Origin of the sequence: Thetidibacter halocola (assembly GCF_018224955.1) — a bacterium.
Classification (GTDB): Bacteria; Pseudomonadota; Alphaproteobacteria; order Rhodobacterales; family Rhodobacteraceae; genus Thetidibacter; species Thetidibacter halocola.
Genome location: NZ_JAGTUU010000007.1, coordinates 52,382 through 64,533, shown reverse-complemented (window position 1 = coordinate 64,533; position 12,152 = coordinate 52,382). Strand labels below are relative to the sequence as shown.

The 12,152-nt window shown below is 67.4% G+C and carries 13 protein-coding genes; 9 read left to right on the top strand and 4 right to left on the bottom strand.

Annotated elements, in window-relative coordinates:
• Positions 1-90: 90 nt before the first annotated feature.
• The 3 genes from KB874_RS16775 to KB874_RS16765 are packed head-to-tail and all read left to right on the top strand — an operon-like array spanning position 91 to position 1,607.
• Entirely contained in the window at positions 91-594 is a 504-nt protein-coding gene (locus KB874_RS16775) for a flagellar basal body-associated FliL family protein (RefSeq protein ID WP_212537712.1), read from the top strand.
• A gap of 9 nt (positions 595-603) precedes the next feature.
• Positions 604-966: a hypothetical protein gene (locus KB874_RS16770; RefSeq protein ID WP_212537711.1), complete on the top strand. Its 363-nt coding sequence runs from the start codon at positions 604-606 to the stop codon at positions 964-966.
• Entirely contained in the window at positions 963-1,607 is a 645-nt protein-coding gene (locus KB874_RS16765) for a MotE family protein (protein ID WP_212537710.1), read from the top strand. Before KB874_RS16770 ends, KB874_RS16765 begins: the two co-directional genes overlap by 4 nt.
• A gap of 4 nt (positions 1,608-1,611) precedes the next feature.
• On the opposite strand, the gene KB874_RS16760 is transcribed toward KB874_RS16765, so the two are convergent.
• Positions 1,612-2,052: a thioredoxin family protein gene (locus tag KB874_RS16760; RefSeq protein WP_212537709.1), complete on the bottom strand. Its 441-nt coding sequence runs from the start codon at positions 2,050-2,052 to the stop codon at positions 1,612-1,614.
• Between the two features lie 145 nt (positions 2,053-2,197).
• On the opposite strand from KB874_RS16760, the gene KB874_RS16755 reads away from it, so the two are divergent.
• From KB874_RS16755 to KB874_RS16745, 3 genes are all read left to right on the top strand, one after another.
• Complete coding sequence (locus tag KB874_RS16755) at positions 2,198-2,746, top strand: L,D-transpeptidase (protein WP_212537708.1); 549 nt, start codon at positions 2,198-2,200, stop codon at positions 2,744-2,746.
• A 13-nt stretch (positions 2,747-2,759) separates the two neighbouring features.
• Entirely contained in the window at positions 2,760-3,899 is a 1,140-nt protein-coding gene (locus tag KB874_RS16750) for a geranylgeranyl reductase family protein (protein WP_346346564.1), read from the top strand.
• Between the two features lie 107 nt (positions 3,900-4,006).
• Complete coding sequence (locus KB874_RS16745) at positions 4,007-4,198, top strand: hypothetical protein (RefSeq protein ID WP_212537707.1); 192 nt, start codon at positions 4,007-4,009, stop codon at positions 4,196-4,198.
• 50 nt (positions 4,199-4,248) lie between these two features.
• Here KB874_RS16745 and KB874_RS16740 read toward each other — a convergent pair whose 3' ends face one another.
• Together KB874_RS16740 and KB874_RS16735 are read right to left on the bottom strand one after the other, a co-directional pair.
• Positions 4,249-4,509: a hypothetical protein gene (locus KB874_RS16740; protein WP_212537706.1), complete on the bottom strand. Its 261-nt coding sequence runs from the start codon at positions 4,507-4,509 to the stop codon at positions 4,249-4,251.
• A 72-nt stretch (positions 4,510-4,581) separates the two neighbouring features.
• Positions 4,582-5,253 carry an arylesterase gene (locus KB874_RS16735; RefSeq protein WP_212537705.1) on the bottom strand — a complete coding sequence of 224 codons (672 nt, stop codon included), beginning with the start codon at positions 5,251-5,253 and terminating at the stop codon, positions 4,582-4,584.
• Positions 5,254-5,267: 14 nt separating this feature from the next.
• Between KB874_RS16735 and KB874_RS16730 the strand changes: the two genes are divergently transcribed.
• Positions 5,268-5,957 carry an ABC transporter ATP-binding protein gene (locus KB874_RS16730; RefSeq protein ID WP_212537704.1) on the top strand — a complete coding sequence of 230 codons (690 nt, stop codon included), beginning with the start codon at positions 5,268-5,270 and terminating at the stop codon, positions 5,955-5,957.
• Positions 5,954-8,470, top strand: a complete 2,517-nt coding sequence (locus KB874_RS16725) for an ABC transporter permease (protein WP_212537703.1) — start codon at positions 5,954-5,956, stop codon at positions 8,468-8,470. The genes KB874_RS16730 and KB874_RS16725 overlap by 4 nt, the downstream gene beginning before the upstream one ends.
• 83 nt (positions 8,471-8,553) lie before the next feature.
• Here KB874_RS16725 and clpB read toward each other — a convergent pair whose 3' ends face one another.
• Complete coding sequence (gene clpB / locus KB874_RS16720; protein ID WP_212537702.1) at positions 8,554-11,166, bottom strand: ATP-dependent chaperone ClpB; 2,613 nt, start codon at positions 11,164-11,166, stop codon at positions 8,554-8,556.
• 190 nt (positions 11,167-11,356) lie between these two features.
• Here clpB and pyrF point away from each other — a divergent pair, with 190 nt between their 5' ends.
• Positions 11,357-12,076 (top strand): orotidine-5'-phosphate decarboxylase, encoded by a 720-nt coding sequence (pyrF, locus tag KB874_RS16715; protein ID WP_212537701.1) that lies wholly within the window; start codon positions 11,357-11,359, stop codon positions 12,074-12,076.
• Positions 12,077-12,152: the final 76 nt, after the last annotated feature.

The window sequence follows — 12,152 nt, the reverse complement described above, 5'->3', positions numbered from 1 at the left end:
TCGGGTTGGGGGCAGATTGGACCAACGGGCTTAACAATCGGTTAGCCCCTTTGCGCCTATACGGAACCTGTTCGAGCGATGAGGTTAAGAATGACTGACGCCACCGTCGACGACACGGCCACGAAGGCGGGAAAACCATCCAGGCTGCCGCTGATCATTGGTCTGGTACTGGCAATCGCCGGCGGCGGCGGCGGTTTCTATGCCGTGCAATCCGGCCTGCTAGGCGGGGCTTCGCCCCATGCTGAAGAGGCCGAACATGCGGCCGAGGACCTGCCGGAAACCGGCCCCCTGCCCGATGTCGCCTTCGTCGAGGTCCCGCCGGTCACGATCACGCTGGGCCAGGCCATGCAGGCCGGACATCTGCGGTTCCGCGCCAGCCTCGAGGTGCCCAAGGCGCACGAGCAGGAGGTGCTGGCGATCCTGCCCCGCGTGCAGGACGTGATGAATACCTACCTGCGGGCGCTGCAAACCGAGGATCTTCAACAGGCCGCCGCCCTGGTGCGCATCCGGGCGCAACTCTTGCGCCGGATCAAGCTCGTCGTCGGCGAAGGGCGGGTACAGGACCTGCTGATACTTGATTTCGTGTTGAACTGAGAGGACGGGATGGAACTGATCGCAGACATTTTTCTGGTGGCGGGAGCACTTGGCGCGGGGCTGTACTGTTTCGTGCTGGCGCGCCGGCTGACGCGCTTCACCGATCTGGAAAATGGCGTGGGGGGCGCGGTCGCCGTGCTGTCCGCCCAGGTCGACGACTTGTCGAAGACGCTGGAAACGGCGCAGAAGACCGCCAGCGCCTCCAGCGAATCACTCACCGAACTGACGGCGCGGGCCGAGGACGTGGCGCGGCGGCTGGAACTGCTGGTCGCGTCCATGCATGACCTGCCAAAGGAGGCGCCGCCGCCGCCGGAACCGGAACGGCTGGACACAGTCTTTGTCCGCCATCCTCGCAACAGGAGTGCGGGATGATCGGGCTGTTTCGGAAAAGGGCACCGGCACAGGCGCGAATGCCCCGCCGCAAGGCGCGCGGCGCCCTGGCCACGATCGGCGGCCTGCTGATCGCATCCGCCGTGGTCCGCGCCGCGATCGGCGCGGAAGAGGCGCTGGCCCGCGAAGGGTCCGGTCTTTTCGAGAATGTCGCGGGGGCCGGGCAATCCACGGACCACAGCAATCCCTCACCCCGGCTGGCCAGCATCGGCGAGGCGGATCTTCTGCCCGTGCTCGAGGCGCTGACCGCCCGCGAGGAGCGGATCGCGAAACGCGAGGCCGAGATCGACCGCCGCATGCAGGCCCTGTCGCTGGCCGAAAGCGAGGTCGACCGCAAGCTGGTCGCACTCGAGGATGCCGAGGCGCGTCTGCGCGCGACCCTGTCCACAGCCCGCGACGCGGCAGAAAGCGATATCGCCCGCCTGACCGATGTCTATGCCAACATGAAGCCCAAGCAGGCCGCCGCCCTGTTCGAGGAAATGGACCCGGAATTCGCGGCCGGTTTCATCGGCCGGATGCGTCCCAATGCAGCGGCGGCGGTGATGGCGGGCCTGAGCCCGACGGCGGCCTACACGATCAGCGTCATCCTCGCCGGGCGCAACGCCAATGTCCCGAAGGAATGAAGGGTTAGCGCGCCGGGCTGTGCCCGCGCGCAAGCCCGATGATCGCCGCCGAGGGAAGCGCGCCGGTCTGGCGGGAGGTTTCCTTGCCGCCTTCGAATCGCGCCATCATCGGAATGCCCCGGACACCGTGGGTCTGCGCCGCCTCGGGAAACCGCTGCGTGTCCACCTTGACCAGCCGGACATCCCCTTGCAACGCGGCCGCCGCCTTGGCGAATTCCGGCGCCATCGCCCGGCAGGGGCCGCACCAGGGCGCCCAGAAATCGACCAGCAGGGGAACGGTGTCGCGTCGGATCGCCTTTTGCAGCGTCGCGGGATCAACATCGATCGGACGATCCGGAAACAGCGTCTCGCCACAGGTGCCGCATCGCGCCGCGCTGCGGTTCCTGTCGGATGGCACACGGTTTCCCTGCCCGCAGGCAAGGCATGTCAGGGTGGCAGCCGTCATCTCGACCTCCGTCGTATTCGTCCAAACCTATATGTTGTTCTGACGCCATCGTGACAAGGGTTCGACCGATGACGGGATTGAATTCCGGCCAAGGCGGGAAAAGAATGGCGCAATCCGCATCTGTTCAACGGAAAAGAGCCCCACCATGATTTCCCGCCGCACATTTCTTGCCGCAGCCGCTGCCATGGCCGCCGTGCCTGCCCATGCATTCGAGGTGAGCCCGATCTTTCGCCCGCAGCGCGTCAGCATCAAGCCCGACATCGCACCGGGGCAGATCCTGATCCTGCAGGGTGCCCATTTTCTCTACTTCGTCGACGGCCCGGGCACCGCGATGCGCTATGGTGTAGGGCTTGGAAAGGCCGGTCAGGAACTGGCGGGCACCTATTCCGTCGGCGCGCGCAAGGAATGGCCGACATGGCGGCCAACCAACGCGATGATCGAACGCGACCCCGGCACCTATTCCAAGTTCATCGGCAACGACTATGTCCAGCCTGGCGGGCCGGGCAACCCTCTGGGCGCACGGGCGATGTACCTGTTTCAGGATGGCCGCAACACCTACAACGCCATCCACGGCACGATTGCGCCCCGCTCGATTGGACAGTCGGTGTCGAACGGTTGCGTCCGCATGCTGAACGAACACGTCATGGACCTGTACGAACGCGTGCCCGTCGGCACCACCGTCACCATTCTCTGACCGCCGCGCACGCGTGTCGTTCGACCTCATCGTGATCGGGGCTGGCCCGGCGGGCGCCGCTGCGGCCATGACCGCGGCCTCTGCCGGGCTGCGCGTCGCTCTGGTCGACAAGCGCCGCTTTCCCCGGGACAAGCTCTGCGGCGGCGGGCTGACCGGGCGGGCGATGGGGCAATATCGCGCGATCTTCGGACGCGAGGCACCGGAAACGCCAATGGTCCGGCGTGACTGCTTTCACTTCCACGGGTTCGGCGCCGACCTGGGCGCCTCGCCCGGCGCTCCGCCGATCCACCTCATCATGCGCCGCGACTTCGACCGCCACCTGGTAGACTGTGCCTTGCGGGCGGGCGCCCAGGATTTCACCGGCCGGGATGGGAGCCTCGACCCCGCGTCGGGCACGCTGTCGCTGGGGGACACGGTGCTGCGCGCGCCGCTGGTTATCGCCGCCGACGGCGTCTCCAGCCCCGTCGCGCGGCACTTGTTCGGTGCACCCTATGATCGGGACCGGATCGGCTTTGCGCTCGAGATCGAGCATCCCGAGGTGGACGAGGACACGCCTCTGCGGATCGACTTCGGCGCCGCCGAGTGGGGCTATGGCTGGCAGTTCCCCAAGCACTGCGGCACCACGATCGGCGTGGGTGGCGTACTGCGCCGCAACCCCGACATGAAAGCCGCGCTGGCCCGCTACGTTGCGCTTCTGGGGGCGGATGGCGGGCACAAGGTCAAAGGCCAGTTCCTGCCCTTCGGCGACTTCCGCGCCCAGCCCGGACGTGGAAGGGTGCTGTTGGCGGGCGACGCCGCCGGGCTTGTCGACCCGATTACCGGAGAGGGCATCGCCCATGCACTGTCCAGCGGGGCGCTGGCTGCGCAGGCCGCAACCCAGGCGCTGGGTGCCGGCGCGCCGGATAGCGCGCTGGACCGCTACAAGCAGGCACTGGACCCGATCCACCGGGGCCTTCGGCAGGCCCGGATGCTGCGCCAGATCCTTTTCCGCCCTGCGCTCCGTCCCGCCTTCATCCGCAGTTTCCGCAATTCGCGCAGCCTGCGCGGCGAATACCTGCGCCTGATGGCAGGAGAGACGGAATACGGTCCGCTCATGCGCCAGATGGCGCGCCGACTGCCATCCTTTGCCCTGCGCGCGATCCGCGGCATTTGACGCTTGCGCCGCAGGACTGCCAGACCGGCGTCACAATTCCGCCCGAAACAGCCGCAATTAACGATTTGTAAGGAAGTGCGCGGCACGTTGAAGCGCGGAGGACAAGCATGGCGATCATCGGTATTATTCTTGGCAGTGTGCTTGGGCTGGTCGCCGCGCTGGCGGGTCTCATGGCGTTCAACCTGCCACTATTCTCTGCCTTCATGCTCTACATGGCCACCGCCGTTGGCTTCGGTCTGGTTACCGCCATGGCTGCCGCCTTGCGGCCGACCTGCCCGGAACAGCCCGTCCTGGCCTGACAAGCGGCCGACCCGAAAGGCGGGCGCGGGCCCGAAGGCCCCCTCTCCTGTTACAGCAGAACCCGGATCACCAGCAGGTTCGGAATCACGAACGCCGCTGCGATGCAGACGAGCTTTGCCCAATGCGAGGCCTTCGCGAACAGTGCATTTTCCTCCAGCGCGTCGCCATAGGCGAGGGCTGCGAACACCATCGCACCGGCCTGCCCGTTCTCGATCCGGCGGTTGCGCAGGATTCGGGCCTTGGCCGCTTCGTAACGCGCCTCGAGGCGCTGATGGTCGAGGCTGCTCAACCGATCTTCGACATTGGACATGAGAGTCGCTCCTTCTAACCCGTAGGGTAAGTGGGGCGCGTGTGCCGAAAGGCAACCCCGGGAATGGCCGGCTTAATCGATGGCGCGAAGGATCAGCGCCTCGACCTCGGGACCGACCGCCTCGACGATGCGCGCCACGCCCTCGGCATTGGGATGGATGCCATCCGGCTGCATGAACCGGGCCGGTTCGGCGGGCATCGCGCCCCCCTCCATCAGCCCGGAAAAGAAGGAGGCAAGGTGAAGCGCGCCATATTGCGCTGCGAGATCGGGATAGATCGCGTCGAAGGCGGCCTTGTAGTCCGGGCCGTAATTACCCGGCGCCTGCATGCCGATCAGCAGCACGGGCAGGCCGCGCCCCTGTGCCATCTGCAGGATGCCATCCAGATTGGCGCGCGACACTTCGGGCGCGATTCCGCGCAACAGGTCGTTGCCGCCCAGCGCGACAATCATCGCCTCGATCTCGGGCGTCAGCGACCAGTCGACGCGGGCCAGTCCGCCAGCGGTGGTATCGCCCGAGACGCCGCCGTTCACGATCCGCACGTCATGCCCGCGCGCCTGCAACCAGGCCTGCAATTGCGGGACAAATCCCTGCTCCTCGATCAGCCCGTAACCCTGCGTCAGGCTGTCGCCCAGCGCGAGGATATCCACCGTTTCTGCCGCAAGCGGCAGCGGCAGAACGGCAAGGATTGTCGCAAATGCCTTGCTGCGCAGGGCCGACAGCCCATATGTCACGTGGTCACTCATAGCCGGAATGCCTTATGCCCGATCCCGTTCTGTCTCTTAAAGATGTGCATTTGACCCTTCAGGGCAATGCCGGACCAGTGGAAATCCTGCACGGCATCACGCTGGACGTGGAAAAGGGCCAGACCGTCGGGCTGATCGGGCCGTCGGGATCGGGCAAGTCGTCGCTGCTGATGGTCATGGGCGGGCTCGAACGGGCGACGGCAGGCCAAGTGCGGGCACTGGGCCGTGACCTGACAACGATGGACGAGGATGCGCTGGCGCGGTTCCGCCGCGACCACATGGGCGTGGTGTTCCAGTCGTTCCACCTGATCCCCACCATGACGGCGCTGGAAAACGTGGCGACGCCGCTGGAGCTGGCGGGCGCGCGCGACGCCTTCGACCGCGCGGCCGACGGGTTGAAGGCGGTGGGCCTGTCGCACCGGGCCGACCACTACCCGGCGCAGATGTCGGGTGGCGAGCAGCAGCGCGTCGCACTGGCCCGCGCCCTTGCCCCGCGCCCCGCGATCCTGCTGGCGGACGAGCCCACCGGAAATCTCGACGGCGCCAACGGGCAGGCCATCATCGACCTACTGTTCGGCCTGTCGGCGGAAACCGGCGCGACGCTGGTTCTTGTCACCCACGCGCCCGACCTCGCGGCGCGCTGCGACCGCGTTGTGCAACTGCGCGACGGTGGCATCGACCGGCAGGTGAGGGCCGCGGAATGAGCCTGTCCATCGCGGCGCGCCTTGCCGCACGCGAACTGCGCGGCGGGTTGCACGGCTTTCGCATCTTCATCGCCTGCCTGGCGCTGGGCGTGGCAGCGATTGCCGGGGTCGGATCGGTCCGCTCGGCGATCGAGGCGGGGCTGGCCGACCAAGGCGCGATCTTACTGGGCGGAGACGCGCAGGCGGAATTCACCTATCGTTTCGCCACCGACGAGGAACGCACCTGGATGGCGGGCGCCGCAACCGCCGTGTCCGAGGTGACGGATTTCCGCTCGATGGCGGTGGTGGACGGGTCCGACGGGCCGGAACGCGGGCTGACACAGGTCAAATCGGTGGATGCCGCTTATCCGCTGCTGGGCGAGATGGTGCTCGAACCATCGATGCCGCTGGCCCAGGCGCTGGCGGATCATGGCGGCGTCATGGCCCCCGTCCTGGCCGACCGGCTGGGGCTGAAACCAGGCGACACGTTCCGACTGGGCACCGCGACCTTCACCCTGCGCGCCGTGATCATGCGCGAACCCGACGATGCGGGCGACGGCTTTGGCCTTGGCCCGCGCACCATCGTGCGCACGGTCGATCTGGCGGATTCCGGCCTGCTGTCCGAGGGCACCCTGTTCGAGACGGAATACCGCCTGCTGCTGCCCGAGGGCGCCGACCTCGACACCGTAGGACAAGAGGCGCGCGACAGGTTCGAGCAGACCGGCCTCAGCTGGCGCGACGCACGCAACGGCGCGCCCGGCATCGCGCGTTTCGTCGAGCGGCTGGGATCGTTCCTGGTGCTGGTCGGCCTGTCCGGTCTGGCCGTGGGCGGGATCGGCGTCAGCGCGGCGGTGCGCGCCTATATCGGGCGCAAGACATCGGTCATTGCCACGCTGCGCACGCTGGGCGCGACCGGCCGGGTGATCTTTCTGACCTATTTCCTCCAGATCGGCGTGCTGGCGCTGTTGGGGATTGCGTTGGGGCTGATCCTTGGCGCACTGATCCCGATTCTGCTGGGACCGCTGATCTCGGCCGCCCTGCCGGTTCCTGCGATCTTCACCCTGCATCCCGCACCGCTGGCCGAAGCCGCGCTGTATGGCGTGCTGACGGCGCTGGTCTTTACCCTCTGGCCGCTGGCCCGGGCCGAAGAGGTGCGCGCCGCGACCCTGTTCCGCGACGCGCTGGGCGGCGCGCGCGCCCTGCCCCGCCCGCGTTACATCGCGGCGACAGGGGCGCTGCTGGCGCTGCTGGTCGGGGCCGCGGCGCTGCTCTCGGGGGCGGTCATGCTGACACTGTGGACAGCGGGCGGCATCCTGTTCGCTCTGGCGCTGCTGGTGCTGGCCGCGCTGGGCATCCGCTGGGCCGCGCGCCGCGCCACCACCGCCGCGCGGGGCCGGCCAATCCTGCGCTGGGCGCTGTCGGCCATCGGCGGGCCGGGAGAGGGCGCGACGGCGGTCGTCCTGTCCCTCGGCCTCGGCCTGTCGGTGCTGGCAGCCGTGGGCCAGATCGACGGCAACCTGCGCACCGCCATCGCCCGCGACCTGCCCGAGGTCGCGCCCTCGTATTTCTTCGTCGACATCCAGAAGGACCAGATGGCGGGCTACCTCGACCGGCTGGAAAACGACCCCGCCGTGACCCGGATCGACAGCGCACCCATGCTGCGTGGCATCATCACCCGGATCAATGACCGCCCGGCGAAAGAGGTGGTGGGAGAGCATTGGGTGATCCGGGGTGACCGAGGCGTGACATATTCGGTGAAACCCGACGGCCGCACCACCGTGACGGATGGTGCGTGGTGGCCCGAGGACTACAGCGGCCCGCCGCAGGTCAGTTTCGCGGCTGAGGAAGCCGAGGAAATGGGCCTGAAACTGGGCGACACGATCACCGTCAACATCCTCGGCCGCGACATCACCGCGACGATCACCTCGTTCCGCGAGGTCGATTTCTCAACCGCCGGGATCGGCTTTGTCATGTCGATGAACCCCTCGGCGCTCGAGGCCGCGCCGCATACGTTCATCTCGACCGTCTATGCCGCGCCCGAGGCCGAGGCGCAGATCCTGCGCGACCTCGCCGGGGAATACCCGAATATCACCGCGATCCGCGTCCGCGACGCCATCGACCGCGTCAGCGAGTTGCTGGAGGGCATTGGAGAGGCCGTACGCTGGGGTGCGGCGGCGACGCTGCTGACCGGCTTCCTGGTGATGATCGGCGCGGCGGCGGCGGGCGAAGGCGCCCGCACCTACGAGGCCGCGCTGCTCAAGACGCTCGGCGCCAGCCGCGGGCGCATCTTGCGCAGTTTCGCCCTGCGGTCGGCCCTGCTGGGCGCGGGCGCGGGGGTGGTCGCGCTGGCCGCCGGGATCGCGGGTGGCTGGGCGATCTCGACCTTCGTGATGGAGACGGATTTCGCGGTGATCTGGCCCTCGGCACTGGCCATCATCACGGGCGGCGTGCTGGCGACGATGGTCGCGGGGCTGGCCTTTGCCTGGCGCCCGCTGGCGGCGCGCCCGGCCGGAGTGCTGCGCGCGCGCGAATGAGCGCATGAAGAAACCGGCGAGCGCATGGCGCACCGCCGGTTGCGAGACTCAGGGGCGGGGATCAACCCCTGCCCCTTGTCATTTCAGTGCACCACGGCGTCGTCGGGCCGCGGCCGATTGCTGGATGCCACGCGGTCGCCGATGATCAGTCCTTCGGACCCGGCCGAGACCGGCACGATGTCGCCGTCATGGATGTCACCGGCCAACAACATCTCGGCCAGCGGATCCTGCAACGCCCTCTGGATCACGCGCTTGAGCGGGCGGGCGCCGAAGACCGGGTCATACCCCTCGTCCGCGAGCCACTGCCGCGCACCGTCGTCCAGTTCCAGCCGGATCTTGCGGGCGGCCAGGCGTTTCAGCAGGCGGCCCATCTGGATCTCGACGATCCCGGCCATATCCTCGCGCTTGAGCCGGTCAAAGATGATCGTCTCGTCGAGACGGTTCAGGAACTCGGGCCGGAAATGCGCCCGGACCGCGTCCATCACGTCGCGCCGCGCGGCGCTGCTGTCGGCCCCTTCGGGCAGTTGCGACAGTGCCTGCGAGCCGAGGTTCGAGGTCAACACGATCAGCGTCTGCTTGAAGTCCACCGTGCGGCCCTGGCCGTCCGTCAGCACGCCGTCGTCGAGAACCTGCAACAGCACGTTGAAGACGTCCGGATGCGCCTTTTCGACCTCGTCGAACAGCACCACCTGGTAGGGCTTGCGCCGCACCGCCTCGGTCAGGACACCGCCCTCGTCATAGCCGATATAGCCCGGAGGCGCGCCGATCAGGCGGGCGACCGAGTGTTTCTCCATGAATTCCGACATGTCGACGCGGACCATCGCGTTGTCGTCGTCAAAGAGATAGTTGGCCACCGCCTTGGTCAGTTCGGTCTTGCCGACGCCGGTCGGGCCAAGGAAAAGGAAACTGCCCAGCGGGCGATTCTCGTCGTTCAGGCCTGCACGGGCGCGGCGCACGGCATTGGCCACCGCCTTGACCGCCTGGTTCTGGCCGACGACCCGCTTGTGCAGCTCGTCCTCCATACGCAGCAGCTTGTCGCGCTCGCCCTCCAGCATCTTGGACATCGGGATACCCGTCCAGCGTTCGACCACGGCCGCGATCTGTTCGGGGCGGACGGCCTCTTCGACCATCTGCTCCTCGGTGCCTTCGGCCTCGGTCAGCTGGCGTTCCAGCTGCGGGATGATGCCGTAAGACAGCTCTCCGGCGCGGGCGAGGTTGCCTTCGCGCTTGGCGATCTCGAGGTCGGCCCTGGCACGGTCCAGCTGCTCGTTGATCTGCTGGGTCGAAGCCAGTCGGTCGCGTTCGGCCTGCCACTGCGCCGTCATTTCGGCGCTACGTTCCTGAAGGTCGGCCAGTTCCTTTTCCAGCTTTTCCAGCCGGTCCCTGGAGGCCTGGTCATCCTCTTTCCGCAGGGCTTCCTGCTCGATCTGCATCTGCAGGATCTGGCGATCCAGCGCGTCGAGTTCCTCGGGCTTGGAGTCGACCTCCATCCGCAGTCGGCTGGCGGCCTCGTCCATCAGGTCAATGGCCTTGTCCGGCAGGAAGCGGTCGGTGATGTAGCGATGCGACAGCGTCGCCGCCGCCACGAGGGCCGAGTCGCTGATCCGCACGCCATGGTGCAGTTCATACTTTTCCTTGATGCCGCGCAGGATGCTGATCGTGTCCTCGACGGTCGGTTCGTCCACCAGAAGCGGCTGGAACCGGCGGGCCAGAGCCGCGTCCTTTTCCACGTGCTTGCGGTATTCATCCAGCGTGGTCGCACCGATGCAGTGCAGCTCACCGCGTGCCAGCGCAGGCTTGATCAGGTTGGCTGCGTCCATCGCGCCATCGGTCTTGCCCGCACCGACCAGCATGTGCATCTCGTCGATGAACAGGATGACCTCGCCCGCGGCGGCCTCGATCTCTTTCAGGATGGCCTTGAGGCGCTCCTCGAACTCGCCGCGATATTTCGCACCGGCGATCAGCGCACCCATGTCGAGGCTGAGAAGCCGCTTGTTGCGCAGGCTCTCCGGCACGTCGCCATTGACGATGCGCAGCGCCAGACCCTCGGCGATGGCGGTCTTGCCGACGCCGGGTTCCCCGATCAGGACCGGGTTGTTCTTGGTCCGGCGGCTGAGAACCTGCATGGCACGGCGGATTTCCTCGTCCCGGCCGATGATCGGGTCGATCTTGCCCTCGCGGGCGCGCTCGGTCAGGTCCATCGTGTATTTCTTGAGCGACTCGTAGCCCTCTTCGGCCGAGGCCGAGTCGGCGGTGCGCCCCTTGCGGATGTCGTTGATGGCGGCGTTCAGCGCCTGCGCGTTCACCGCACCGGCATCCAGCGCCTCCTTGGCGGGGGATTTCACCATCGCCAGCGCCATCAGCATCCGCTCGACGGGAACAAAGCTGTCGCCCGCCTTGGTCGCCAGTTTCTCGGCTTCGTCCATGACGCGGCCCGTGGCGCTGTCGAGATAGATCTGACCGGCATCACCCGAGACTTTCGGGATCTTCGCCAGCTTGGTCTCCAGCACCTGCACGACGCGATCCGGCGCGCCGCCGGCGCGCTTGATCAGGTTGGCGGCCATGCCCTGATCGTCATCCATCAATGCCTTGAGCAGGTGTTCCGGCGAAAGCTTCTGATGGCTTTCGCGCATCGCGATCGTCTGCGCGGCCTGAACGAAACCACGCGCGCGGTCCGTGAACTTCTCCAAGTTCATGGGTCTCTCCTTCCGTTAAGCACCCCTGGGATTGGCCACGCCCTGAAACAGGCACGCGGGCCGCGGGGCCTCTGCTCACAAGATGGCGACCGATCCGCGCCGGTTCAAGAGGGACAAGTTGCAGAAATGCAACGTCTGGCGCGATGGGCCGCACGCAGCTAAGACGCTGCCAAGCCGCAGGAGAAGACCGATGTCCGATGACCGCCTGATCGTCGCCCTCGACGTGCCGAACGCGCTGGAGGGGCTGCGCCTTGCCGAAAGCCTTGGCGATGCCGTCAGCTTCTACAAGATCGGGCTGGGAATGCTGACCGGCGGCGGGCTGGGCCTGGCCAACGAACTCAAGCTGGAGCATGGCAAGCGCATCTTCCTGGACATGAAGCTGTTCGACATCGGCGCCACGGTCGAGGCGGCGGTGCGTGGCCTGGCGCAGTTCGACCTGGATTTCCTGACCGTGCATGGCGACCCCACCGTGGTGCGCGCCGCGTGCGAGGGCGCAGCCGGGTCAGGGATGAAGATCCTGGCCGTCACGATCCTGACCTCGCTCGACCGTGCCGACCTGGACGCGGCACTGATCGTGCCGGGAGATATCCCCGACCTGGTGGCGGCCCGGGCTACGCGGGCTTTCGAGGCCGGGGCCGATGGCGTCATCGCCTCGCCCAACGAGGCCGCGATGATCCGTGCCCTGCCCGAGGCCGAGGGCCGGCTGATCGTCACCCCGGGCGTCCGGCCCGCGGGTGCCGATGCCGGCGACCAGAAGCGCATCGCCACCCCCGCCAGCGCCATCGCCGCCGGGGCCGATCACATCGTGGTCGGACGGCCGATCCACCGTGCCCCGGACCCGCGCGCGGCGGCACAGGCCATCGTGGCAGAGCTGAGCTCGCCACAAGCACTGCGAACCAGCGCCTACTAGGCACTAGATCTAGTGTCGACTGGCAATGGTTAACACGATTTCGTGTTGCCCCCTACCGGCTTTGGAACGAAACGCC